Here is a 24,945-nt window from a genome sequence, read left to right as displayed (position 1 = left end):
CCACGGTGGGGTGACGGCGGGCGGTGTCACCGTGTACCGCCCCGGGGGCGCGCGGGTCGGTCACGCTCTGAGCCGCAGGCCGCGCGGGGTCGCGACGAAGCCCGCGCCTTCCAGGAGCGCACCTATGGGGGAGGTCAGCGCCTGGGCTCCGTTGATCCGCTCCACGGTGACCGTGCCGAGGGAGCCCGCGCGGGCGGCGGCTGCCAGGGCCTCCGCGGCCGTACGGAGGCGGAGGTCGTCTTCGGGGGCGGTGTCCGGGGCGGACGGCCAGGCCAGCAGCGTCTTGCCGCCGCGCTCCATGTACAGCGTCAGCTCGCCTTCCACCAGGACGATGAGCGAGCCCGCCTTGCGGCCCGGCTTGTGCCCGGCCCCGGTCGGCGGCTCGGGCCACGGCAGGGCCGCGCCGTAGGCGTTGGCGGGGTCGGCCGCCGCGAGGACGACGGCGCGCGGGTCGGGGGCCGCGCCGTGGGTACGACGGTCGCCGAAGCCCCGGTGCGCGCCCGAGCCGTGGGCGGAGTCGGAGCGGCTGCCTCTGGGGCCGCCGTAGCCGGGGGAGGCGAAGGGGTCGGCGAGGTCGCGCGGAGAGACGTAGTCGCCCGGGGACGTGGGCTGCTCCTCCGGCGGCCAGGTGAAGTCGCCGTCGAGGCCGGGGTGGGCGAAACCTCCGGCGCCGTCGAAGACGCCGGGTGCCGTCCGGCCGTGCAGGCCGCCGACGGCCGGTGCGAAGCCGTTGCCAGGGCCTCCGTCGCCGGGGAAGCCCGGGGCCGGCAGGCCCTCGCCGCGGTCGCGGGCGTTGGAGATCGCGCGGAGGCGGTCCACGGCGCCGTCCATCGCGAACTGGGCTGCGCCCAGCCCCTCGACCACGTAACCGCGCCGGGCCTGGCCGCTGTCCTCGAAGGCGGACAGCACGCGGTACACCGCCGAGAAGCCGCCCTCGACGCCCTCCGCCGCCACCGCACCCCGGGTGACCACGCCGTGCCGGTCGAGCAGGGTGCGGGCCAGCGCGTGCGCGCGCACGGTGGGGTCCGGCTCGGCCGACGGCAGCAGGGACCAGCGGCCGGCCACGGTCGGCGGGCCGGTGCGGGAGGCGGTGCGCGCGGCGGCCGTCAGGGAGCCGTACCGCCCGCGCGGGACGGAGCGCTTGGCGCGATGGGCGGTCGAACCCGCCGTACGGCCCGAACCCAGCAGCGAGCGCATCGGCGCGAGGGTGTCGTTGGTGAGCCGACCCGACCAGGCCAGGTCCCAGAGCGCGTCGGCCAGTTGGGGGTCGGTCGCATCGGGGTGCGTGGTGACGCGTACCTGGTCGGCGATCTGACGGAAGAACAGGCCGTAGCCGCCGGACAGAGCGTCCAGGACGGACTGGTGGAGCGCGGTCGGCTCCAGCGGGTGCGGGGGCGGCAGCAACAGCGGGGCGGCGTCCGCCAGATACAGCGAGACCCAGCCGTCCTTGCCGGGCAGCGCGCCCGCGCCGGCCCACACCACCTCGCCCGCGGCGGTCAGTTCGTCGAGCATGGACGGCGTGTAGTTCGCCACGCGCGAGGGCAGGACCAGCTTCTCCAGTGCCGAGGCGGGCACGGACGCCCCCTGCAACTGCTCGATCGCGCGCACCAGTCCGTCGATGCCGCGCAGACCGTGGCCCTTGCCGATGTGCTGCCACTGCGGCAGGAACTGGGCGAGAGCGGGCGGGGGTACGGGCTCCAGCTCGTGCCGCAGGGCCGCCAGGGAGCGGCGGCGCAGGCGGCGCAGTACGGCCGCGTCGCACCACTCCTGGCCGATGCCCGCGGGGTGGAACTCGCCCTGGACGACACGGCCGCCCGCGGCGAGCCGCTGCAGGGCGCCCTCGGTGACCGCCACGCCGAGGCCGAAGCGGGACGCCGCCGTGGCCGACGTGAAGGGGCCGTGGGTGCGGGCGTAGCGCGCGAGGAGGTCTCCGAGGGGGTCCTTCACCGGTTCGGTGAAGGCCTCGGGGACGCCGACCGGCAGCGCCGTGCCGAGGGCGTCGCGCAGTCGGCCCGCGTCCTCGACGGCCGCCCAGTGGTCGGCGCCGGCGATACGGACTCGGATGGCCCGGCGGGCGGCGGCCAGCTCCCGCGCCCACTGCGGCTCGGCGCCCCGCTCGGCCAGCTCGGCGTCGGTCAGGGGGCCGAGCACCCGCAGGACGTCGGCGACGCCCTCGACGTCCTTGACCCGGCGGTCCTCCGTCAGCCACTGCAGCTCGCGCTCCAGCTCGGCCAGGACGTCGGCGTCCAGCAGCTCCCGCAGCTCCGCCTGGCCCAGCAGCTCGGCCAGCAGCCGGGAGTCCAGGGAGAGCGCGGCGGCGCGGCGCTCGGCGAGCGGGGAGTCGCCCTCGTACAGGAACTGGGCGACGTAACCGAAGAGAAGGGAGCGGGCGAACGGCGACGGTTCCGGCGTGGTGACCTCGACCAGGCGCACCTTGCGGGACTCGATGTCGCCCATCAGCTCCACGAGACCGGGCACGTCGAAGACGTCCTGGAGGCACTCGCGGACCGCTTCCAGGACGATCGGGAACGAGCCGAACTCGCTCGCCACCTGGAGCAACTGGGCGGCCCGCTGGCGCTGCTGCCACAGTGGGGTGCGCTTGCCGGGGTTGCGCCGCGGGAGCAGCAGCGCGCGGGCGGCGCACTCGCGGAACCGGGAGGCGAACAGCGCCGAGCTGCCGACCTGGTCGGTGACGACCTGGTCGACCTCGCCCTTGTCGAAGGAGACGTCGGCCGCACCCACCGGCGCCTGCTCGCTGTCGAACGCCGTGTCGAGAGGGGTGTCGGCCTTCATGGGTTCCTGGTCGAGCAGGTCCAGGCCCATCAGGTCGGCGTCGGGCAGGCGCAGCACGATGCCGTCGTCGGCGTGCATGACCTGCGCGTCCATGCCGTAGCGCTCGGCGAGGCGGGCACCTAGGGCGAGGGCCCAGGGGGCGTGGACCTGCGCACCGAACGGGGAGTGGACGACGACCCGCCAGTCGCCCAGCTCGTCACGGAAGCGCTCGACCACGATCGTGCGGTCGTCCGGGACATGACCGCAGGCCTCGCGCTGCTCGTCCAGGTACGACAGGACGTTGTCCGCCGCCCACGCGTCCAGGCCCGCCGCGAGCAGGCGCAGCCGGGCGTCGTCCTTGGGCAGCGCGCCGACCTCGCGCAGGAACCCGCCCACCGCGCGGCCCAGTTCGAGCGGGCGGCCCAGCTGGTCGCCCTTCCAGAACGGCAGCCGGCCCGGCACGCCGGGCGCGGGGGAGACCAGGACGCGGTCGCGCGTGATGTCCTCGATGCGCCAGGAGCTGGTGCCGAGCGTGAAGACGTCCCCCACGCGGGACTCGTACACCATCTCCTCGTCCAGCTCGCCGACCCGGCCGCCGCCCTTCTTGGGGTCGGAACCGGCGAGGAAGACCCCGAAGAGGCCGCGGTCGGGGATCGTGCCGCCGGAGGTGACGGCGAGGCGCTGGGCGCCCGGCCGGCCGGTGACGGTGCCGGCCACCCGGTCCCACACCACGCGCGGGCGCAGCTCCGCGAACGCGTCGGACGGGTAGCGGCCCGCGAGCATGTCCAGCACCGCAGTGAACGCGGACTCGGGGAGCGCGGCGAAGGGGGCCGCGCGCCGGACGGTGGTGAGCAGGTCGTCGAACTGCCAGGTGTCCAGCGCCGTCATGGCGACGAGCTGCTGCGCGAGCACGTCCAGCGGGTTCGCCGGCACCCTCAGGGACTCGATGGAGCCCGAGCGCATCCGCTCGGTGACCACGGCCGCCTGGACCAGGTCGCCCCGGTACTTGGGGAAGACCACGCCGGTGGAGACGGCGCCCACCTGGTGTCCCGCGCGGCCGACGCGCTGGAGTCCGGAGGCGACCGAGGGCGGTGACTCGACCTGGACGACGAGGTCGACGGCGCCCATGTCGATGCCCAGTTCGAGGCTGGACGTGGCGACCACGGCGGGCAGCCGCCCTGCCTTCAGGTCCTCTTCCACGAGGGCGCGCTGCTCCTTGGAGACCGAGCCGTGGTGCGCGCGGGCGATCACCGGGGGCGCGCCCTGGGCCGCGCCCGAGCCGCCCATCAGCTGGGCGGGGGCGTGGTGCTCCTCCAGGGGCTCGCCGGTCGCGCGTTCGTACGCGATCTCGTTGAGCCGGTTGCACAGCCGCTCCGCGAGGCGCCGGGAGTTGGCGAACACGATCGTGGAGCGGTGGGCCTGCACCAGGTCGGCGATCCGCTCCTCCACGTGCGGCCAGATCGACGGCTTCTCCGCCCCCTCGTTGCCGTCGGCCGCCGGGGAGCCGCCCAGCTCGCCCATGTCCTCGACGGGGACGACGACGGACAGGTCGAACTCCTTGCCGGACCGCGGCTGGACGATCTCCACCTTGCGGTGCGGGGACAGATAGCGGGCGACCTCGTCCACCGGGCGCACGGTCGCCGACAGACCGATGCGCCGGGCCGGCTTGGGCAGCAGCTCGTCCAGCCGCTCCAGGGAGAGCGCGAGGTGGGCCCCGCGCTTGGTGCCCGCGACCGCGTGCACCTCGTCCAGGATCACCGTCTCCACGCCCGTCAGCGCGTCGCGCGTGGACGACGTGAGCATCAGGAAGAGCGACTCGGGGGTGGTGATCAGGATGTCCGGCGGGCGCGTGGACAGGGCACGACGCTCGGCGGGCGGGGTGTCGCCGGAGCGGATGCCGACCTTGACCTCGGGCTCGGGCAGGCCCAGGCGCACGGACTCCTGGCGGATGCCGGTCAGCGGGCTGCGCAGGTTGCGCTCGACGTCGACCGCGAGAGCCTTCAGCGGGGACACGTACAGCACCCTGCAGCGCTTCTTCGGGTCGGCCGGGGGCGGGGCCGAGGCCAGCTGGTCCAGGGCGGCGAGGAACGCGGCCAGCGTCTTGCCCGAGCCGGTCGGGGCCACCACCAGCACGTCCGAGCCTTCCCGGATGGCCTGCCACGCGCCCGCCTGGGCCGCGGTGGGCGCGGAGAACGCCCCCGTGAACCAGCCGCGGGTCGCGGGTGAGAAGCCGTCGAGGGCCCGGTGGGCGGAGCTGACCATGCGTCCATCCTGCACCCGGCCACTGACAATCACTCTGACCTGGGGAAACGGGCCGGAGCCGGAGCCGCTGCACGCGGCGTGCCGGGCCGGCCCGGGTCAGCCCACGAAGCGGCCGTACTCCCGGAGGGTGCGCAGCGCCTCGATCGTCACGATGGGGCGGGCCTCCAGGGCGGGCGCCGGTGCCCACTGGCGCCAGCGGACGGGCCAGCCGCCGTCCTCCCGCTGTTCGGCGGCGAGGAAGTCCAGGGAGCGTGCCATCTCGTCGTCCGTGAACCACCCGCGCGCGAGCGAGCGCGGGCTCTTGGCGAAGTCGTGCGGGAAGTGGTGCTCGCCCGGGGCGTAGCCGGGCGCGACCGGGCAGGCGTCGAGGCGCTCCGGGTCCAGGGCCGCGAGCCGCTGCTCACGCACCAGCCTGCCGAGCCGGTCGGCGGCGGCCTCCGCGCGCGGGCGGTCGGGAGCGGAGTCCAGGAAGGCCACGGCGGCCTCCGCCTCGTAGGGGTGGGACTTCTCCAGGGACTCCACGGCCTGCCAGCAGAAGTCCGTGGCCCGGAACAGCCACGCGTGCCACACCTCGTTGCGGTGCAGCAGCCCCACCACCGGCCCGGTGGCGAGCAGTGAGCCATGGGGAGGGTCGTCCACAACCGGGACGAAGGGTGCCGCCGGATATCCGCGCTGGCTGGGATGGACCGCGGGCAGGGCACCGTCCGGGGTGGAGACGGAGGTCAGATAGCGGCACACGCGCTCCACGCGCTGCCCGGCGCAGCGTCCGATGGAGTCCAGCACGCGCAGCGCGTGACCGGTGTGCAGGGGCTGACTCACGGGGCCGCGCAGATCGGGCTCCAGCGCGTGGCCGTACCCGCCGTCCTCGTTGCGGTAGGCGTCCAGCGCGGCCTCCACCGCGTCCGGCGCGCCGTTCAGGAAGTGGTACGCGAAGCGGCGCTGCTCCAGTACGCGTGCGGTGAGCCAGATGAACTGTTCGGCGCGGAAGAGCGGGGAGCGCGCCGGGGGCGGGGAGGGGAGTGGGGACACTCCTGTTTCGGCCATGGGTCAGACCGTAGGACGGAAAGCGGTCTCGGCATGCGGTCCCCGGCGGGGCCCACTCTCAGGGGCGGGATACTGGGGTCATGCGGTTGACGGTTTTCTGGCAGCGGATGGCGGAACACTTCGGTCCGGGGTACGCCGACACCTTCGCGCGCGACCATGTCATGACGGAGCTGGACGGGCACACGGTCCACGAGGCCCTGGACGCCGGCTGGGCGGCCAAGGACGTGTGGCGCGTGGTCTGCACGGTCATGAACGTGCCGGGGGAGAAGCGCTGACCGTGACACCCGCTGACGACGACAACGAGCCGTTCGCCCCGCACTCGGCACCGACCGCTACGACGACGCCCGCCACGCCCTCGGCCGCGGGCGCCCTGGATAGCCGCATGCCGCGCTGGCTGCCGCGCGCCATGGCGCTTGCGCTCGCGCTCATCGCCGCCTTCCAACTGGGCAGCTGGGCCTTCCATCAGCTGACCGGGCTGCTGATCAACATATTGATCGCGTTCTTCCTGGCCCTCGCGATCGAGCCCGCGGTGAGCCGGATGGCCGCGCGCGGCATGCGCCGGGGGCTCGCCACCTTCCTGGTCTTCCTCGGTCTGACGGTCGTCACCGCAGGGTTCGTGACCCTGCTCGGCTCGATGCTGGCCGGCCAGATCATCAAGATGATCGAGGGCTTCCCGGCCTATCTGGACTCGCTCATCAACTGGGTCAACCAGACGTTCCACACGGACCTGAGAAGGGTGGACATTCAGGAGGGCCTGCTCCACTCCGACTGGCTGCGCAAGTACGCACAGAACAGCGCGGCCGGCGTGCTCGACGTGTCCACGCAGGTGCTCGGGGGGCTGTTCCGGCTGCTGACGGTCGTGCTGTTCTCGTTCTACTTCGCCGCCGACGGCCCCCGGCTGCGCCGCGCCCTGTGCTCCGTCCTGCCACCCGCGCGTCAGGCCGAGGTGCTGCGCGCCTGGGAGATCGCCGTCGACAAGACGGGCGGCTACATGTACTCGCGCGGGCTGATGGCACTCGTCTCCGGGATCGCGCACTACATCCTGCTCCTGGCCCTGGGTGTGCCGTACGCGCCCGTGCTCGGTGTGTGGGTGGGTCTGGTCTCGCAGTTCATCCCATCGGCACGTATCTGGCGGGCGCGCTGCCGATGCTGATCGCGTTCACCGTCGCCCCCTGGTACGCGGTCTGGGTGCTGGTCTTCGTCGTGGTCTACCAGCAGTTCGAGAACTACATGCTGCAGCCCAAGCTGACCTCGAAGACCGTCGACATCCACCCCGCCGTCGCCTTCGGCTCGGTCATCGCGGGGACCGCGCTGCTCGGAGCCGTCGGCGCGCTGATCGCCATCCCGGCCGTGGCCACGCTCCAGGCCTTCCTGGGGGCGTACGTGAAGCGGTACGCCGTCACGGACGACCCACGGGTGCATGGCCACCGCAGCAGGGGGCCGGGCGGCCCCCGGGCGCTCACCCGCCTGCGACAGCGGCTGGACCGGCAGCCCGGCATGGAGGAGTCCTCCTAGGGCCCGCTTCAGTACGTCTTCAGTACGTCAGGACTGCCCACAACCCGGCCCCGGCGATGGTCGCCGCGTAACAGCCCACCGCCGCGGCCACGATCCGCGACCGTGTCCGCTCGCTCCACGCGGTGCGGGACAGCAGCCAGGTCAGCAGCGGCAGGACCAGGACGGCGTGCAGGCTCACCCCGTGCAGCGGCTTGAGCGGGGCCGTCGAGTGGTAGGCGGCCTCCTGGTGGCCGGTCCGGGTGAGCACGACTCCGCGCGCGATCATCGCCGCGCCCGAGGCCAGCGCCACGAGCAGGATCGCGAAGCCGGAGCGCACCGCGAGCGCCATGCCCGCGGGACCGGCCGGCCGCTGCCGGAAGGACGCGACGGCGAAGACGGTGAGCAGCGCCACGAGGACCCCGCCGCCCACCGCGAGCGTCATGGACACCGCCGTGTCGAAGGGGGTCTCCATGTTCAGGTGCGAGGGCACCCGGCGCCACGTCTGCAGGGTGATGCCGCCGACCTCCACCACGCAGTCGGCGGCGAAGACGGCGAGCAGGACGGTGCGCAGCCGCGCCTCGACGCGCAGATACGACGTGACCCAGGTGACCGCGATCAGGGTCGCCCCGAAGGAGAGCCCGAACGTCACGGGCTTGCGCCAGGAGACGGGACCGTCCCAGGGGCCGCCGTCGACCGCGAACACCACCAGGTGCACGAGTCCGCTCAGGACGAGGAACAGCCCGACGGCATGGCAGAGCCGGTCGGCGGTGCGCGGGTTCTTCATGGCGCCAAGGCTCCCGGGACCGGCTCGCGCGGTCGTCGTCCGGCCGGAGACACCGGTGGTACGCCGCCAGGAGTAGTGGGTGCGCCACGGCCCGTCGATGCGGGTGCGAAGCCCCGGTGGGCACCGTGTGGTGCACTTGACACCAAAATCGAACATCCATTCTTATGAAGGCTCAGGCGAGGCCTTCGGCGGGGATTTTACACCGGTTTGGTGCGATAAGTGCCCTGGTTATCCACAGGCCGGGCCTCCGTCAGGGCGCATTGTCAGTGGCAGGCGTTAGCGTCTTTGACGTGAAGCGATCGACTCAAGCAAACCGGGTGGAACCCATGGCAGGAACCGACCGCGAGAAGGCGCTCGACGCCGCGCTCGCACAGATTGAACGGCAGTTCGGCAAGGGCGCGGTCATGCGCATGGGCGAGCGGTCGAGGGAGCCCATCGAGGTCATCCCGACCGGGTCGACCGCACTCGACGTCGCCCTCGGCGTCGGTGGCCTGCCGCGCGGCCGTGTCGTGGAGATCTACGGACCGGAGTCCTCCGGTAAGACCACGCTGACCCTGCACGCCGTGGCCAACGCCCAGAAGGCCGGCGGCCAGGTCGCCTTCGTGGACGCGGAGCACGCCCTCGACCCCGAGTACGCGCGCAAGCTCGGCGTCGACATCGACAACCTGATCCTCTCCCAGCCGGACAACGGCGAGCAGGCCCTGGAGATCGTGGACATGCTGGTCCGCTCCGGTGCCCTCGACCTCATCGTCATCGACTCCGTCGCCGCGCTCGTCCCGCGCGCGGAGATCGAGGGCGAGATGGGCGACAGCCACGTCGGTCTGCAGGCCCGCCTGATGAGCCAGGCGCTGCGGAAGATCACCAGCGCGCTCAACCAGTCCAAGACCACCGCCATCTTCATCAACCAGCTCCGCGAGAAGATCGGCGTGATGTTCGGCTCCCCGGAGACCACGACCGGTGGCCGGGCACTGAAGTTCTACGCCTCGGTGCGCATCGACATCCGCCGCATCGAGACCCTGAAGGACGGCACGGAGGCGGTCGGCAACCGCACCCGCTGCAAGGTCGTCAAGAACAAGGTCGCCCCGCCCTTCAAGCAGGCCGAGTTCGACATCCTCTACGGCCAGGGCATCAGCCGCGAGGGCGGCCTGATCGACATGGGTGTGGAGCACGGCTTCGTCCGCAAGGCCGGCGCCTGGTACACGTACGAGGGCGACCAGCTCGGCCAGGGCAAGGAGAACGCGCGCAACTTCCTCAAGGACAACCCCGACCTGGCCAACGAGATCGAGAAGAAGATCAAGGAGAAGCTGGGCGTGGGTGTCCGCCCGGAGGAGCCCGCCGCCCAGCCGGGCGCGGACGCGGCGGTCACCACCGCCGGCGACGACGCCAAGACGGCGCCCGCTCCGGCCGCCGCCAAGGCCACCAAGCCCAAGGCCGCCACAGCCAAGAGCTGACCCGTGACACGACGAACCGACTGGGCCGAGTACGAGTACGCCACCCCCGGTGCCCCACGGGGGAGGGGCACCGGGGGCGACACGGGCTTCGCCCCGGCCGGTGACGAGGGATACGGGCCGGAGTACGCGGACGACGGGTACGGCGGACAGGACGGGTCCGGCGGCCTGGGCCGGTACGAGGACCGCGGCAGCCACCCGGGCGGTGGCGAGCCGGACGAGCCCCACGGGGGCGGCTCGTCCGGCCGTGGCTCACGGGCCGCCGCTGGGCCGGGGGGCCGGGGGCGGGGCCACCGGCGGCGCGGCTTCGGGGAGCCGCGCGGTGAGGACGAAGGCGCCCCTTCCTCGTCGAGGGCCGAGCAGGGGGAGTCTTCGGGGGACCCGGCTGAGCGGGCGCGGGCGATCTGTCTGCGCCTGCTCACCGGGACCCCACGCACCCGCAAGCAGCTCGCGGACGCCCTGCGCAAGCGGGACATCCCCGAGGACGTGGCCGAGGAGGTGCTGTCGAGGTTCGAAGAGGTCGGACTGATCGACGACAGCGCCTTCGCGGACGCCTGGGTGGAGTCCCGGCACCACGGGCGAGGACTCGCCCGGCGCGCCCTCGCCCGGGAACTGCGCACCAAGGGCGTCGACTCCGCGCTGATCGACGAGGCCGTCGGACAGCTCGACTCCGAGCAGGAGGAGGCGACCGCCCGCGACCTCGTGGCCCGCAAGCTGCGTGCCACCCGTGGCCTCGACCGCGACAAGCGCATCCGCCGCCTCGCCGGAATGCTGGCCCGCAAGGGCTACCCCGAAGGCATGGCCCTCCGCGTCGTCCGACAGGCGCTGGAGGAGGAGGGCGAGGACACGGACTTCCTCGGGGACGGGACCGGGGACTTCTGACGGTCCGGCCCGGCACCCGGTGGGGTTAACCCCCGCTGAAGACGCCGGGGCACCGCAGTGCTGCCGTGCCCCCCATCGGCGAGTGTGGAGCCACGCTCCGGAACACGGCCCCGCACGGCGAGGCCGGTCCCGGTACGGGCAGCCGGGGCGTACGACCGAGTCGTACGAGGGAAGCGAGCCCGCCCCGATGATGCTGCGTTACGCCCTGAAGACCATCAGAGCCCGCAAGACGGGCTTTCTCGGCGCCTTCCTCGCCCTGGTGTGCGCCGCCGCTCTGATCACCGCCTGCGGCACCCTCCTCGACACCGGCCTGCGCGGCACCATCCGCACCGAGCGCTACGCCGCGAGCCCCGTCGTGGTCTCGGCCGACCAGTACGTCCGCCGCACCACCGTCAAGCACAAGCACGGCAAGACCAAGGTCAAGCACAAGGCGAAGCCCATCGCCGAACGCGCCTGGCTCTCCGCGGATCTGGGGGCGACCCTCGCCCGCACTCCCGGCGTCGCCCGGGCACCAGACGTCCCTCTTCTTCTCCGCCGCCGAGGCCCGCCGGCTGGCCGCGCACCCCGGACAGGTCACCGCGTTCGGTGTGCTCCCCGCCGAGGGGACGGACCCCGAGCGGCTGTGGCAGGCCGTGGAGCGGGCACTGCACGGCACCACGGCGCAAGTCAGCACCGGCGCGGCCCGCGGGCCCGTCGAGTTCCTGGACGCGGCCACCGCCCGCACCCGGCTGATCAGCATGGGCGCCGCGATGGGCGGCACCTCGCTGCTGGTGGCGGTGCTCGTGGTCGTCGGCACGTTCGCGCTCACCGTGCAGCAGCGCCACCGCGAACTCGCCCTGCTCCGCGCCCTCGCCGCCACCTCCGGACAGATCCGCAAGCTGCTCGGCCGCGAGGCACTGATCGTCGGCGCGGCGGCGGGCACGGTCGGCGCGCTGCTCGGACTGTCGCTGGGCGGCTGGCTGTACTCCAGGTTCGTCGCCCTGGGCGCCGTACCCGACACGCTCCAGCGCACCGCCGGCGTCTTCCCGGCCCTCGTGGCTCTCGCGGCGACCCTGCTCGGGGCCTGGGCGGCGGCCCGGATCGCCTCGCGCAGAATTTCCCGGATCCGGCCGACCGAGGCCCTGGCCGAGGCCAGGACCGAGCGCACCCGCCCTGCCTGGGGGCGGCTCGCCGCCGGTCTGCTGCTCCTGGCCGGCGGAATCGTCCTCGTCGTCGTCCTCACCTCCCTGCGCACCGAGCCCGCCTCGACGCCCGTGACCTTCCTCGCCGTCATCGTCCTGTCCACCTCCGTCGCCCTGCTCGGCCCTCTGCTGGTCAAGGCCGCCGCGCTGCTGCTCGCCGGCCCGCTCCGGCTCACCGGTCACGGCGGCCGGCTCGCCACCGCCAACCTGCGCGGCAACGCCGCCCGGATGGCTTCCGTCGTCACCCCCCTCACCCTGCTCGTCGGCATGACCTGCACCGTCCTGTTCGTCCAGTCCACCCTCGGTGACGCCGCCCGGAGCCAGGCCCGCGCGGGCGTCACCGCAGACTGGGTCGTCGCCGCCCAGGGACCGGGCGTCCCCGGCCAGGCGGCACAGCAACTCCGCGCCCGGCATGACACCGTCACCGAAGTGGTCCGCACGACCGTCCGGATCGGCCTCGACAAGTACCCCGCCCAGGGCGTCACGCCCGCGGGTCTGACCCGCACCTGGGACCCGAAGGTCACCGCCGGCTCCCTCGACCGGCTCGCCCCCGGCACGGTCGCTGTCAGTGAACTGGCCGCGGACCAGCATCACTTGAGGCCCGGGAGCCCCCTGAAACTCACGCTCGGCGACGGCACGCCCGCCACGCTCACCGTCGCCGCCGTCTATGCCCGGGGTCTCGGCTTCGGCGACCTCACGTTCGCCCACGATCTCGTAGCCCGCCACGTCGACAACCCGCTCGCCTCCTCCGTCCTCGTCAGCACGCCCCGTACACAGACACAACTCGCGACTACACTCCGTGAGTTCCCGGGGCTGCGGATTCTTTCGCCGGCCGCCGCGGATTCCCTCCAGGCCGAGAGGGAGCAGACGAACGCCGAGGTCAACTACCTGGCCATGGGGCTCGTCCTGGCCTTCACAGCCATCGCCGTCGTCAACACGCTCGCCATGTCGGTGGCGGAACGTGTCCGGGAGTTCGCCCTGCTCCGCCTCGCCGGTGCGACGCGCCGTCAGGTGCTGCGCATGCTGCGCAGCGAGGCGCTGTCCGTCCTGCTCCTCGCCACCGCACTGGGCAGCGGCATCGCCCTCGCCGTGCTCAGCGCCTTCAGTCTCGGCATGACCGGCCGGGCGGCCCCCACGATCACGCCGCTGCTGTACGTCACCGTCGTCGCGGTCGCCGCCCTCCTCGCGCTCGTGGCCAGCGCCGTACCGGGACGTGCGGCGCTGCGCGTGCGGGCCGTGACGGTGGCCACCGCGAAGGAGTAGCCCCCGTCAGGCCACCCCGGCCCGCAGGTCCGCTCAGGACACCGGCTCCACCGGCAGTCCCGCCGCCTGCCAGGCCTGGAAGCCGCCCACCAGATCCGTCGCCCGGTGCAAGCCGAGTTGGTGGAGGGAGGCGGCGGCCAGGCTGGAGGCGTACCCCTCGTCGCAGATCACCACGATGCGCAGATCGTGACCGGTGGCCTCGGGGACGCGGTGGCTGCCCTGCGGGTCCAGGCGCCACTCCAGTTCGTTCCGCTCGATGACGAGGGCGCCCGGGATCAGCCCGTCCCGCTCGCGCAGGGCCGCGTACCGGATGTCGACCAGCAGGGCCGCACCGGTGCGCGCCGCCTCGTGCGCCTCCCGTGCTTCGACGCGCCGGTAGCCCGCGCGCACTCGCTCCAGCAACGCGTCGATGCCGAGCGGCTGCTCGCCCGCCGTGCCGCTCACTGCCAGTCCTCCGCGTGCTCGACGTGCTCCAGGCGCAGTACCTGGCCCGTACGGCTGTAGCGGCGGATCCGCGGCAGGGGTGGGTAGTAGGCATGGACGGAGACCGCGTGCCGGTCGGGGGACTCGTTGAGCACCTCGTGCACATGGTGACGGCCGAAGGAGCGGCCCTGCCCGGCGGGCAGCCGGCGTTCGCGGTCCACGTCCTCGGTGAGTTCCAGGGTCTTCCAGCCGTCGGTGGGCAGCCGGGCGGCGAGCGAGTTCTCCTTGAGTTCGCCCGTAGCCGTGAGGAACGCGCCGACCGAGTCGGCGTGGTCGTGCCAGCCGGTGCCGGTGCCGGGCGGCCAGCCGATCAGCCAGGCCTCGCTGCCGCCGGGCCCGTTCAGCCGCACCCAGGTGCGGCCCTCCGGGTCGAGCGGCAGCGAGGCGATCAGCTCGGTGTCGGCGGCCGTACGCCGGACGAAGTCGAGGAGGTCCGCCTGCGTGGGCGCCGAGCCGGAGGCACGGGACGTAGGAGGAGAAGGGGACGCAGCGGGGGAGACAGACACGTGCACCGTCCTGAAGAGGGTTCGCCGAACGGGCGCGCGACGGCGCCCGGAGAAGGAAGGGATGCGAATTCAGCAGGACGGACGACACACGCAGCCCGCGTAGCGGACGAGGTCCATGTGGACCCGTCGCCACAGGCGCACGCAGGTGTCGGTCATGGTCCGGAGTACAACACGCCGGTGCACAGCGGTCAACTCACCGTCACCCTGTGGACGGAGGGTGGCCGGAGCCACGGTCAACGGGCGCTGGAGCCCGCCTCCGCGGTCTCCGCCGCCGTCTCCTCGTTCGCCGTGCCGCCCAGCGTGGCCTCGGCCGCCGCGTACAGGTCTGCCGGGCGGACGCCGCTGAGCGCCGTGACCAGGTGACCGTCAGGGCGTACGAGCAGCACGCTGTGCGCCGGCGCACCCGGGTACTCCTCGGCGACCAGCAGCTCGGCGGGGTGCGGCAGCGCCGTCACCGCCGCCGCGAGCCGAGGCATCACCCCGGCGGACACCCAGTGCTTGCGGTCCCACACGCCCGTACCCGGCGCGATCAGCACGACCAGCAGCGCACCGCGGCCGAGCCGGTCGCGCAGCCGGACGAAGGAGCCGTCCTCCGCCGTGACCCGCACATCGGTGACGACCGAGCCCGGCGGGGTGTCGACCGGGATCTCCCCCTCCAGATGCCGGGGTGCGAGCGGCGAGTCGGCGTACGTCCCCGGCGCGCCCAGCGGGCCGCGCCCCAGGTGGCCGTCCACGAGGAGCGTGTCATGGCCCCGGGCCGCGCCCGGGACGTAGTGGCGCAGCCCGCCGCCACCGCGCAGCACCGGCAGCGCCTGGTCGGCGGCGCGCAGCCGGGCGGCGACGACGGCGCGCCGCTCGGTCTGATAGCTGTCCAGCAGCGCCTCGTGCGGGCCATGGTGCCAGGCCGGGGCCAGCTTCCAGGCGAGGTTGTCGGCATCCCTGAGGCCCTCGTCGAGCCCTTGGGTGCCGAGCGCGCCGAGCAGGTGGGCCGCGTCCCCGGCGAGGAAGACCCGGCCCACGCGCCACCGGCGGGCCAGCCGGTGGTGCACCGTGTGGACTCCGGTGTCGAGCAGGTCGTACGCCGGAGACACGCTGTCCGTCCAGCCCGCGAGGGTCTCGCGGATCCGGGCCACCAGGCTGTCGGGCGTGACCAGGTCCTTGCCCGGCGGCAGCAGCCAGTCCAGGCGCCACACGCCGTCCGGGAGGGGGCGGGCGGTCACCTCCCCGGCCGAGGGCCCGGACGACCGCCACGGCGGCATCCGATGGAGCAACGCCTGGCCTTCCCACGGAAGTTCCACGCGCAGCGTGGCGACGGCGTGTCGCTCCACCGCCGTGCGGCCCGGGAAGCGGATGTCCTGGAGCTTGCGCACGGTCGAGCGGGGGCCGTCGCAGCCGACCAGGTAGCTGCCGCGCCACCAGGTTCCCTTGGGGCCGCGCGTGCGCGCGGTGACGCCGGAACGCTCCTGCTCGATCGAGTCGAGACGGCTCTCCACGGCGACCTTGACCAGCGGCTCGCCCACGATGGCCGTACGCAGGGCGCCCGTGACGACGTGTTGGGCGAAGTGCAGAGGGGCGGGCTCGGCCTCCTCGAAGGCGATCTCGCTCATCACCTGCCTGCGCCGCAGCGACCGCCATCCGGCCCAACGGACGCCCTGCTCGCCGAGGTCCACCCCGGTCAGCCGCGTCAGCAGATCCGCCATGTCCTCGCGCAGCACGACAGTGCGCGCCGGGCGTGGCTCGTCCTTGCCGGGGCCCTCGTCGAGGACGACGGACGGCACCTCCTGGCGGGCCAGCGCCAGGGCGAGCGTGAGCCCGACGGGCCCCGCACCGACGATGATCACCGGGTCCACGGCGCGGCGCCCCCTGCCCGCAGCGGTGCCCTGACGGGCTTGGGTGAACAGGAAGGTGGAGCGGGGTGCACGATCACAGAACGTATGCAACCCATTGGCGGAGTTTGCGTCAAGTGACCAGGGGCAGTGGCGATCATGCCACTGCCCCAGTTGCCTCACAGGTGACTTGACTGCTTGTCAGATCATGCCGCCGCCGGCTCCGGTCCCGAAGGTGCCGCCCACCGCCGCGGGGTTGAGCTCCTCCATGTCCTCGGCGCCGAGCACCGCACCCGTGCTGCGCTTGCTGCGCCGCAGCCGGCCCTCCAGCCAGCTCGCGAAGGAAGTCAGGATGAAGTTGAGCACGATGTAGATGGCGGCCACGCCGACGAAACTGGCGAAGACGTTGGCGTAGTTGGCCGCGAACGTTCCACGCTGGTTGAGCAGCTCGGTGAAGCCGATCATCACGCCGCCCAGGGCGGTGTCCTTCACGATGACCACCAGCTGGCTGACGATCGCCGGCAGCATGGCGGTGACCGCCTGGGGCAGCAGGATGCTCGTCATCGTCTGACCCTTGCGCAGGCCGATCGCGTACGCCGCCTCCGTCTGGCCCCTGGGCAGGGCCAGGATGCCGGCCCGGACGACCTCGGCGAGCACCGAGGCGTTGTAGAGCACCAGGCCGGTGACCACCGCGTAGAGCGGCCGGTCGTCGCTGGTGACCTGGGTGTAGCGGCTGTAGTACTCGTTGGCGAACAGCATCAGCAGCAGCACCGGGATCGCCCGGAAGAACTCGACGACCACACCGGCCACGATCCGCACCCAGCGGTGGTCGGACAGGCGCGCGATGCCGAAGACGGCACCGAGCGGCAGGGCGATGACCATGGACAGCGCCGCGGCCTTCAGGGTGTTGGCAAGTCCCGGGAGAAGGTAGGTCGTCCAGGCCTGGGACGTGGTGAACGGCTGCCACAAGGCCCACCGCAGCTGCTGCTTGTGATCCAGGGTGCGCCAGAGCCACCAGGCCAGCGCGCCGAGAGCGGCGAAGAAGACGACGGAGATGAGGACGTTGCGCCGTTTGGCGCGCGGGCCCGGGGTGTCGTAGAGGACGGAAGTCATCGCTTCACCGCCAGTCGCTTGGCGAGCCAGCCCAGGAGCAGGCCGGTGGGCAGGGTCAGGACCACGAAGCCGAGGGCGAAGACCGCGCCGATGGCCAGCGTCTGGGCCTCGTTCTCGATCATCGTCTTCATCAGGGCCGCGGCCTCGGCGACGCCGATGGCGGCGGCGACCGTGGTGTTCTTGGTCAGCGCGATCAGGACGTTGGCCAGCGGGCCGATGACCGCGCGGAAGGCCTGGGGCAGCACGATCAGGCGCAACGTCTGACTGAAGTTCAGCCCGATCGCGCGGGCGGCCTCGGCCTGCCCGAGCGGCACGGTGTTGATGCCGGAACGAATCGCCTCGCAGACGAAGGCGGCCGTGTAGGCGATGAGACCGAGGACCGCCAGGCGGAAGCCCTGGGCCTTGAAGTCGGAGGTGCCCATCGTCACGCCGAAGACGTCGGCGAGGCCGAGCGAGGAGAACAGGATGATGATCGTCAGCGGGATGTTGCGGACGATGTTCACATAGACGGTGCCGAACCCGCGCATGAGCGGGACCGGGCTGACCCGCATCGCGGCCAGCAGGGTGCCCCAGACCAGGGAGCCGACGGCGGAGAGGGCGGTGAGTTTCACCGTCATCCAGAACGCCCCTAGGACGTCATAACCTTGAAGAAAGTCGAACACGATTTCCCGCGCTTCCGGGTGTGTGGCGTACGAGAAGGGCCGGGCGCGCCGCCGGGAAAGCGGTGGCGGCGCGCCTTGGGGAACCCTGCGTCACCCGCCGGAGTGAGCGCCGGCGGAGTTCCGCGTTACTTGACGATCTGGCCGATCTTCGGCGCGGGCTCGTTCTTGTAGTTGGCGGGGCCGAAGTTCTTCTCGACGGCCTTCTGCCAGGAGCCGTCGCTCACCATCTGCTCCAGCGCCTTGTTGATCTTGTTGACGGTGGCGGTGTCGCCCTTCTTGACGCCGACGCCGTAGTTCTCGTTGCTCAGCTTCAGACCGGCGAGCTTGAACTGGCCCTTGTACTTGTCCTGCGCGGCGAAGCCCGCGAGGATCGAGTCGTCGGTGGTCACCGCTGCCACCGCGCCGCTCTGCAGGCCGGCGATGCACTCCGAGTAGGTGCTGTACTCGCGCAGGTTGGCCTTCGGGGCGATCGTCTTGTGGAGGTTCTGCGCCGAGGTGGAGCCGACCACGGAACACAGCTTCTGGCCGTTGAGGTCCGTGCCCTTGCTGATCTTCGAGTCCTTCTTGACCAGCAGGTCCTGGTGGGCCAGCAGGTAGGGGCCGGCGAAGTCGACCTTCTGCTGCCGCTCCGGGGTGATCGAGTACGTGGCCGCGATGAACTTCACGTCACCGCGCTGCAGCGCGTTCTCGCGGTCGGCGCTCTTGGTCTCCACGAACTGGATCTGGTCCGGCTTGTAGCCGAGCTTGCCCGCGACATAGGTGGCGACGTCCACGTCGAAGCCCGAGTAGGAACCGTCGGGCGTCTTCAGGCCGAGACCCGGCTGGTCGTACTTGATACCGACCTTGATCTTCTTGCCGCCGCCCGAGTCGTTGTCGGACTTGCCGCCGCCACACGCGGTGGCGCCCACCGTGAGGGCGACGACGACGGCCGAGGCGGCGGTGACCTTGCGGAGCTTCATGGTGAACATCCTTCGAGTGGTGAGAACGGCGGTCCGTGACGGACGGCTGACCCAAGTTGTGTGCGGGCGCCGGTGCCCTGCGCCGTCAGTGGTGCAGGATCTTGGACAGGAAGTCCTTGGCCCGGTCGCTGCGCGGGTTGCTGAAGAACTGGTCGGGCGCAGCCTGTTCGACGATGCGGCCGTCCGCCATGAAGACCACACGGTTTGCAGCCGATCGTGCGAAACCCATCTCGTGGGTGACGACGATCATCGTCATGCCCTCACGGGCGAGCTGCTGCATGACCTCGAGGACCTCGTTGATCATCTCGGGGTCGAGGGCGGAGGTCGGCTCGTCGAAGAGCATGACCTTCGGGCCCATCGCCAGCGCCCGGGCGATGGCGACGCGCTGCTGCTGGCCGCCGGACAGCTGCGCGGGGTACTTGTCGGCCTGGCTGCCCACGCCGACGCGGTCGAGCAGGGCGCGGGCCTTAGCCTCGGCCTGCTTCTTGTCCGCCTTGCGGACCTTGACCTGGCCCAGGATCACGTTGTCGAGCACGGTCTTGTGCGCGAAGAGATTGAAGGACTGGAAGACCATCCCGACGTCGGCGCGCAGCCGCGCCAGCTCCTTGCCCTCCTGGGGCAGGGGCTTGCCGTCGATCGTGATGGTGCCCGAGTCGATGGTCTCCAGGCGGTTGATGGTGCGGCACAGGGTCGACTTTCCGGACCCGGAGGGCCCGATGACCACGACGACCTCGCCGCGGGCGATCGTCAGGTCGATGTCCTGGAGTACGTGCAACGCGCCGTAGTGCTTGTTGACGCTCTTCAGGACGACCAGTTCGTCGGTCGCGGCCATATCCACCTTGGCCACCGATACTTCGGTCATCGCTCTCGGCTCCGTCCTCCTCGGTTTCGGTGGACAGTAGTGACCCCCGATGACCTGCGTCATCACATCTGAGGGAGATCTGAGCATCACGATCCGATAGCAATCGGACACGTGACGTAGCAGTGTGACCTGTGTGCGTATCGGCCGGGTAACGGAAGCCACGGGCAACCGGAAGCCTCTTGACGCCGTCCTTGTCCATCGGCGTCACTGCCATGGTGCACGCGCGCGTGCACGCGATCTACAAGGCGAGCGGAAACCGAGACCGTACGACCACTGAACTGGAGGGAGACGCGATGAGGCTGCTGCTCGTCGAGGATGACAACCATGTCGCCGCCGCCCTGTCCGCGGTGCTCGCGCGGCACGGATTCGAGGTGACGCACGCGCGCAGCGGCGAGGAGGCCCTGCGGGCGCTCGTCCCCGAGGGGCCCGGCTTCGGCGTGGTCCTGCTCGACCTCGGCCTGCCCGACCAGGACGGCTACGAGGTCTGCGGCAAGATCCGCAAGCGCACCAGCACCCCGGTGATCATGGTCACCGCCCGCTCCGACGTCCGCTCCCGCATCCATGGGCTCAACCTGGGCGCCGACGACTACGTGGTGAAGCCGTACGACACCGGGGAACTGCTCGCCCGGATCCACGCGGTCAGCCGGCGCACCGCCCCCGAGGACTCCGGGGCGCCCGGCGAGAGCGCCCTGCACCTCGGCCCCGTACACATCGAACTGCCCACCCGGCAGGTCACCGTAGAGGGTTCGGTCATCCAACTGACCCGTAAGGAGTTCGACCTGCTCGCGCTGCTCGCCCAGCGCCCGGGAGTGGTCTTCCGCCGCGAGCAGATCATCAGCGAGGTGTGGCGCACCAGTTGGGAGGGCACCGGACGCACCCTGGAGGTGCACGTCGCCTCCCTGCGCGCCAAGCTGCGCATGCCCGCGCTGATCGAGACCGTACGCGGCGTGGGCTACCGGCTCGTCGCCCCGGCCGCCTAGCGGGGACGGGTGCGCACACGGCTCCTGCCGCTGCTCATCATCCTGATGGCGGCCGTACTCCTCGCCCTCGGCGTCCCGCTCGCCGTCAGCGTGGCCGCCGCCCAGCAGCAGAAGGTCGTCGTCGACCGGATCGACGACACCGCGCGGTTCGCCGCGCTCGCCCAGTTCGTCACCGACGGACCCAGCGGCTCCCGCCGTACCTCCCCGGACGAGCGCCAGGAGACGCTTCGCCGCGAACTGGACAGCTACTACGGCGTCTACGGCATCCGCGCGGGCGTCTTCTACCGCAACGGTTCGGCGATGGCCAACGCACCCGTCGACTGGTTCGTACCGCCGACCGGGGAGGTGCGGGAAGCCTTCGGCGAGGCCCTGCTGAGCCGGCGCAGCCACGACCCCCGGCAGGTGTGGCCCTGGCAGCGCAGCCGGCTCATCGTGGCCTCGCCGGTGATCCGGGACGGGGACGTCGTGGCCGTCGTGGTCACCGACTCGCCCACCGGGCAGATGCGTTCGCAGATCCTGCGCGGCTGGCTGCTGATCGGCGCCGGCGAGATCGCCGCCATGCTGCTCGCCGTCGGCGCCGCGCTGCGGCTGACCGGCTGGGTGCTCAAGCCCGTACGGATCCTGGACGCCACCACCCACGACATCGCCACCGGACGCCTGAAGTCCCGGGTCGCGGTCGGCAGCGGGCCGCCGGAACTCAGACGCCTGGCCCGGTCGTTCAACGAGATGGCGGACAACGTCGAGGACGTGCTGGAGCAGCAGCGCGCCTTCGTCGCCGACGCCTCGCACCAGCTGCGCAACCCGCTCTCGGCGCTGCTGCTGCGCATCGAACTGCTCGCCCTCGAACTCCCCGAGGGCAACGAGGAGATCGCCTCGGTCCGCACCGAGGGCAAGCGCCTCGCGCAGGTCCTGGACGACCTGCTCGACCTGGCGCTCGCCGAGCACGCCGAGGCGGACCTCGGCCTGACCGACGTCGGAGCCCTCGCCGACGAGCGGGTGGCCGCCTGGTCACCGGCCGCCGAGGCCAAGGGAGTCCGGCTCACCGGCGACTGCCCGCCCACCACCGCCTGGGCCGACCCGATCACCCTGTCCAGCGCGCTGGACGCCGTCATCGACAACGCCGTGAAGTTCACCCCGGAGGGCGGCACCGTCGAGGTCGCCGTCTCCTCCGACGGCGACACCTCCACGGTCGTGGTCACCGACACCGGCCCCGGCCTCACCGACGAGGAACTCGCGCGGGTGGGCGACCGTTTCTGGCGCAGCGGACGCCACCAGAACGTCAAGGGCTCGGGCCTGGGCCTGTCCATCACCCACACCCTGCTCGCCGCGGGCGGCGGCTCGATCGGCTACGCCCACCACGAGCCCCGCGGGCTCCGGGTGACCGTCACGGTGCCCCGGTACGCGGAGACGGACTAGGGCAGCAGCACTCAGGGCTTCACCGAGCGGTAGTAGCGCCGGGCGCCCTCGTGCAGGACCAGGGGGTCGGTGTAGATCGCGGTGCGCAGGTCGACCAGCTGGGCGGAGTGGACGTGCGCGCCGATCCCGTCACGGCTCTTGATCACCGTGCGGGTCAGCCATTCGGTCAGCCGCGGATCCATGTCCTTGCGGGTCATCAGCAGGTTGGCCACGGCGATCGTCGGCACGGCAGTGCCCTGCTGTACGGACGGATAGGCCGACTCGGGCATGTTGGTGGCCCGGTAGTAGCGCGCGGCCTCCCCCTCGGCGTGCAGCCTGGTGACGAGGTCCCCGTCGATCGGTACGAACCTGATGGCGGACGTCCGCGCCAGCTCGACCAGCCCCTTCGTGGGCAGGCCGCCCGACCAGAAGAAGGCGTCGATCTTCCGCTGCCGCAGCTTGGCCGGCCCGGTGTCGATGCCCTCCGCCAGCGGGGTGATGTCCTTGTGCGGATCGATGCCCGCGGACTTCAGCACCCGGTTGGCGATCAGCCGCACCCCGGAGTCGGGCAGCCCGATGGCCACCCGCTTGTGCCGCAGGTCGGCGACGTTCTGGACGTCCGAGTCGCGCGGTACGACGAGCTGCACGTAGTCGTCGTAGAGCCGGGCCACACCGCGCAGCCGGCCGGCACCGCTGCCGTGCCGCAGCTGGTACGTCTCCACGGCGTCGGCCGCCGCGACCGTGAAGTCGGCCTTCCCGGTCGCCACCCGCTCCACGTTCTCCTGCGAACCCGCGCTGTTGAGCAGCTTCACCCGCAGACCGGGCATGTCCTTGCCCAGCTCGGTGCGCAGCCGCTCCCCGTACTCCTGGTAGACGCCGCGGGGCGTGCCGGTGCTGAAGACGATCGTCCCGCTCGGCGGTTTCTCGCCCAGCGGCAGCAGCCACCACAGCAGCAGCCCGAGGGCCACGACGCCGACGGTCGCGCTCTGGAGCGCCTGGCGCCTGCTGATACGGGGGAACGCTTTGGGCATGCGGGCGATCCTGCCAGGCCGTGCGCGGGCCTGACCAGGGCCGGGGCCACTCCGGGGCCACTCCGGGGCCGCTTCGGGACCACTCTGGGGCTACTTCGGGACCCTGCGGTCCGGGCCCTGTGGACAACTCCGGGCGCTGTCGGTGCCGGCCGCTAGAGTCGCCGTATGAGCCACTCTCCCGCCGACCTCGTCCACGAATTCCACCTCGCCTTCGGCCTCGACGCCCGCAGCACGCCGACCGAGGTGTCCCCCGAACTGGCCGCGCACCGCGGGGAGCTGCTCGCCGAGGAGGCCGCGGAGGTGGCCGAGGTCGCGGTCGAGGGACCGCTGGACCGGCTGGCGCACGAACTGGCGGACGTGGTCTACGTGGCGTACGGCACGGCTCTGGTGCACGGGATCGACCTAGACCAGGTGATCGGCGAGATCCACCGCGCCAACATGAGCAAGCTCGGTCCGGACGGGCAGGTCGCCCGGCGCGCCGACGGCAAGGTCCTCAAGGGCGAGCACTACCGGGCGCCGGACGTGTCGGCCGTGCTGCGCCGCCAGGGCTGGATACCGGCGGCGCAGCCGGACGCTTCCGGACCGCGCGGCTAGCGGCCACGCTCCGGCTCTAGAGGCCGGTGCCGCCCAGCCGGGTCAGTAGACCGGCGAGTCGGCTGATGTCCTCCTCGGCCCAGTGCGGGGCGGCGAAGAGCTCGGCGGCTGTCTCCTCGGCCGTGGCCAGCATCTCCGTCAGGAGCCGTCGGCCGGTCCCGGTCAGCGAGGCGTAGGCCACGCGCGCGTCCCGGGCGTCCGACTCGCGCGTCACCAGCCCGATGCGCTCCAGCGGGGCGAGTCCGCGGGTGACCCCCGACGCCGTCAGCCCCAGCGCCTCGGCCAGGTCCACCCGGCGCATCCGCCCGCCGGGGGCCTGCCCAAGCCTCAGCAGCATCGTGAAGTCGGCCAGGCTCACCCCGTGCAGGCCGCTCAGCCGCGCGTCGAAGCGCCGGACGAGCGCCGCCTGGGCGCGGACGAGCCGCATGGCCGCGTCCAGAGCCTCACTCATAGCCCCCTCCTCGCCCTCTCTCGAGCGCCACTCAATTGCCAGCTCCTTGACTACTCAAGTTTATGCCCCGGTGGAACGAGCGGCACGCCGCTGGCGCTTCCCCAGAGGAGCCTGGGAGAGGTCCTCCGCGGTGGACCGGAGGTTCTTGAAGCCGTAGCCGCGCCCGGTCAGCCACGCCGTCGCCGCCTCCTCGGCCCGCTCGGTCGCCTCGAGGATGTCCTCCTCTTCCTCCCCGGTGTCCGAGAAACGGAAGACGAAGGCCGGTCGGGCGGCGATGTCGTAGCTGAGGTGCCCCTCGGGCGTGTAGGCGGCGCGGAGCACGTCGTGCTCGGCGGCGTCGGCCAGCAGTTCGGCCCGCTGGGCGTCGCTGAGCCCGTCGAAGGCGCCGCGGACGGTGATGCGGAAGGTACGTGTACTCATCCCGCGACCCTACGCACACCCGGCCGCGGGCTTCCATCCAGTTTTCCGCCCCGGTCAGCCGTGGGCCGGCGCCCGGTCAGCGCTCGTAGAGCCCGACGATCGTGCCGCTGGCCAGTTGCTCCCCGTCGAGCACGGCGTGCGCCTCGGCGGCGGTGGCCCGGTCCGGGAGGGAGACGGGTGAGGGGAGGGCGTACAGGCGGAAGACGTAGTGGTGCGCGTTGTCGCCGACGGGCGGCTGCGGGCCGCCATAGCCCCGCTCACCAAAGCCGTTGCGATGGGGCTGGCTGCCCGAGGGTGCCTTGCCCGCGTCCAGGTGCTCGGTGTGCGGGTCGATGCCGGTGACCAGCCAGTGCACGAAGGTTCCCGACGGGGCGTCGGGGTCCTCGCACAACAGGACCAGTTCCGCCGTGTCGTCCGGTACCCCGGACCAGGTCAGCGGCGGAGAGACGTTGCCCGCGTCCCTGGCGTGGCGGCGCGGGATCATGTTCTGGTCACGGAATGCTGCGCTTCTGAGTTCGATGCCGGCCATGGTC

The 24,945-nt window shown here is 72.2% G+C and carries 21 protein-coding genes and 2 pseudogenes; 8 read left to right on the top strand and 15 right to left on the bottom strand.

Features of this window, described 5'->3' with window-relative positions:
- Positions 1-60: 60 nt before the first annotated feature.
- A complete protein-coding gene (locus tag ACWD35_RS02625; protein WP_451349285.1) occupies positions 61-5,034 on the bottom strand; it encodes an ATP-dependent helicase in 4,974 nt (1,657 codons plus the stop codon).
- Positions 5,035-5,130: 96 nt separating this feature from the next.
- A complete protein-coding gene (locus ACWD35_RS02620) occupies positions 5,131-6,078 on the bottom strand; it encodes a hypothetical protein (RefSeq protein WP_451349284.1) in 948 nt (315 codons plus the stop codon).
- Positions 6,079-6,158: 80 nt separating this feature from the next.
- Here ACWD35_RS02620 and ACWD35_RS02615 point away from each other — a divergent pair, with 80 nt between their 5' ends.
- Both ACWD35_RS02615 and ACWD35_RS02610 read left to right on the top strand, forming a co-directional pair.
- Positions 6,159-6,353 carry a DUF3046 domain-containing protein gene (locus ACWD35_RS02615; protein ID WP_451349283.1) on the top strand — a complete coding sequence of 65 codons (195 nt, stop codon included), beginning with the start codon at positions 6,159-6,161 and terminating at the stop codon, positions 6,351-6,353.
- Between the two features lie 107 nt (positions 6,354-6,460).
- Positions 6,461-7,593 (top strand): annotated as a pseudogene (locus ACWD35_RS02610) (AI-2E family transporter).
- A gap of 19 nt (positions 7,594-7,612) precedes the next feature.
- Here the strand turns inward: ACWD35_RS02610 and ACWD35_RS02605 are convergent.
- On the bottom strand, positions 7,613-8,356 hold the full coding sequence (locus tag ACWD35_RS02605) for a hypothetical protein (protein WP_451349282.1): 744 nt from the start codon (positions 8,354-8,356) through the stop codon (positions 7,613-7,615).
- Between the two features lie 326 nt (positions 8,357-8,682).
- On the opposite strand from ACWD35_RS02605, the gene recA reads away from it, so the two are divergent.
- The 3 genes and pseudogenes from recA to ACWD35_RS02590 all read left to right on the top strand — a co-directional run bounded on the left by recA (position 8,683) and on the right by ACWD35_RS02590 (position 13,130).
- Complete coding sequence (gene recA, locus ACWD35_RS02600) at positions 8,683-9,807, top strand: recombinase RecA (RefSeq protein ID WP_451349281.1); 1,125 nt, start codon at positions 8,683-8,685, stop codon at positions 9,805-9,807.
- 3 nt (positions 9,808-9,810) lie between these two features.
- Entirely contained in the window at positions 9,811-10,686 is an 876-nt protein-coding gene (gene recX, locus ACWD35_RS02595) for a recombination regulator RecX (RefSeq protein ID WP_451349280.1), read from the top strand.
- 187 nt (positions 10,687-10,873) lie between these two features.
- A pseudogene (locus ACWD35_RS02590) lies at positions 10,874-13,130 on the top strand (ABC transporter permease).
- A gap of 33 nt (positions 13,131-13,163) precedes the next feature.
- On the opposite strand, the gene ACWD35_RS02585 reads toward ACWD35_RS02590, so the two are convergent.
- The 8 genes from ACWD35_RS02585 to ACWD35_RS02550 all read right to left on the bottom strand — a co-directional run bounded on the left by ACWD35_RS02585 (position 13,164) and on the right by ACWD35_RS02550 (position 19,541).
- Positions 13,164-13,574, bottom strand: coding sequence for a rhodanese-like domain-containing protein (locus ACWD35_RS02585; RefSeq protein WP_451349279.1), 411 nt, complete (start codon positions 13,572-13,574; stop codon positions 13,164-13,166).
- Positions 13,571-14,119, bottom strand: coding sequence for a cysteine dioxygenase (locus ACWD35_RS02580; RefSeq protein WP_451349278.1), 549 nt, complete (start codon positions 14,117-14,119; stop codon positions 13,571-13,573). The genes ACWD35_RS02585 and ACWD35_RS02580 overlap by 4 nt, the downstream gene beginning before the upstream one ends.
- A 69-nt stretch (positions 14,120-14,188) precedes the next feature.
- On the bottom strand, positions 14,189-14,236 hold the full coding sequence (locus ACWD35_RS02575) for a hypothetical protein (protein WP_309506048.1): 48 nt from the start codon (positions 14,234-14,236) through the stop codon (positions 14,189-14,191).
- Positions 14,237-14,352: 116 nt separating this feature from the next.
- Positions 14,353-15,969, bottom strand: coding sequence for an FAD-dependent monooxygenase (locus tag ACWD35_RS02570; RefSeq protein WP_451349277.1), 1,617 nt, complete (start codon positions 15,967-15,969; stop codon positions 14,353-14,355).
- 177 nt (positions 15,970-16,146) lie between these two features.
- Positions 16,147-17,058: an amino acid ABC transporter permease gene (locus tag ACWD35_RS02565; protein WP_451349276.1), complete on the bottom strand. Its 912-nt coding sequence runs from the start codon at positions 17,056-17,058 to the stop codon at positions 16,147-16,149.
- Positions 17,055-17,720 carry an amino acid ABC transporter permease gene (locus tag ACWD35_RS02560; RefSeq protein ID WP_451349275.1) on the bottom strand — a complete coding sequence of 222 codons (666 nt, stop codon included), beginning with the start codon at positions 17,718-17,720 and terminating at the stop codon, positions 17,055-17,057. Before ACWD35_RS02560 ends, ACWD35_RS02565 begins: the two co-directional genes overlap by 4 nt.
- A 125-nt stretch (positions 17,721-17,845) precedes the next feature.
- Positions 17,846-18,679 carry a glutamate ABC transporter substrate-binding protein gene (locus ACWD35_RS02555; RefSeq protein WP_451349274.1) on the bottom strand — a complete coding sequence of 278 codons (834 nt, stop codon included), beginning with the start codon at positions 18,677-18,679 and terminating at the stop codon, positions 17,846-17,848.
- A gap of 85 nt (positions 18,680-18,764) precedes the next feature.
- The gene (locus ACWD35_RS02550; protein WP_451349273.1) at positions 18,765-19,541 is read right to left on the bottom strand and encodes an amino acid ABC transporter ATP-binding protein; all 777 of its coding nucleotides are present in this window, start codon (positions 19,539-19,541) and stop codon (positions 18,765-18,767) included.
- A gap of 293 nt (positions 19,542-19,834) precedes the next feature.
- Between ACWD35_RS02550 and ACWD35_RS02545 the strand changes: the two genes are divergently transcribed.
- Together ACWD35_RS02545 and ACWD35_RS02540 are read left to right on the top strand one after the other, a co-directional pair.
- Positions 19,835-20,521, top strand: coding sequence for a response regulator transcription factor (locus ACWD35_RS02545; RefSeq protein WP_451349324.1), 687 nt, complete (start codon positions 19,835-19,837; stop codon positions 20,519-20,521).
- A gap of 9 nt (positions 20,522-20,530) precedes the next feature.
- On the top strand, positions 20,531-21,937 hold the full coding sequence (locus ACWD35_RS02540) for an ATP-binding protein (RefSeq protein ID WP_451349272.1): 1,407 nt from the start codon (positions 20,531-20,533) through the stop codon (positions 21,935-21,937).
- Positions 21,938-21,948: 11 nt separating this feature from the next.
- Here the strand turns inward: ACWD35_RS02540 and ACWD35_RS02535 are convergent, their stop codons facing one another.
- Positions 21,949-22,947, bottom strand: coding sequence for a TAXI family TRAP transporter solute-binding subunit (locus ACWD35_RS02535; RefSeq protein WP_451349271.1), 999 nt, complete (start codon positions 22,945-22,947; stop codon positions 21,949-21,951).
- Between the two features lie 165 nt (positions 22,948-23,112).
- Between ACWD35_RS02535 and ACWD35_RS02530 the strand changes: the two genes are divergently transcribed.
- Positions 23,113-23,541, top strand: coding sequence for a pyrophosphohydrolase domain-containing protein (locus ACWD35_RS02530; protein ID WP_451349270.1), 429 nt, complete (start codon positions 23,113-23,115; stop codon positions 23,539-23,541).
- A gap of 16 nt (positions 23,542-23,557) precedes the next feature.
- Here the strand turns inward: ACWD35_RS02530 and ACWD35_RS02525 are convergent, their stop codons facing one another.
- The 3 genes from ACWD35_RS02525 to ACWD35_RS02515 form a co-directional block, all read right to left on the bottom strand.
- Positions 23,558-23,992 carry a MarR family winged helix-turn-helix transcriptional regulator gene (locus ACWD35_RS02525; RefSeq protein WP_451349269.1) on the bottom strand — a complete coding sequence of 145 codons (435 nt, stop codon included), beginning with the start codon at positions 23,990-23,992 and terminating at the stop codon, positions 23,558-23,560.
- Positions 23,993-24,052: 60 nt separating this feature from the next.
- The gene (locus ACWD35_RS02520; protein ID WP_451349268.1) at positions 24,053-24,412 is read right to left on the bottom strand and encodes a DUF6204 family protein; all 360 of its coding nucleotides are present in this window, start codon (positions 24,410-24,412) and stop codon (positions 24,053-24,055) included.
- 76 nt (positions 24,413-24,488) lie between these two features.
- Positions 24,489-24,941: a YbhB/YbcL family Raf kinase inhibitor-like protein gene (locus tag ACWD35_RS02515; protein WP_451349267.1), complete on the bottom strand. Its 453-nt coding sequence runs from the start codon at positions 24,939-24,941 to the stop codon at positions 24,489-24,491.
- Positions 24,942-24,945: the final 4 nt, after the last annotated feature.

The organism is Streptomyces sp. NPDC002671 (assembly GCF_053592475.1).
The sequence above is the reverse complement of the archived record's forward strand: the minus strand, read 5'-3'. Positions and strand labels throughout refer to the sequence as shown.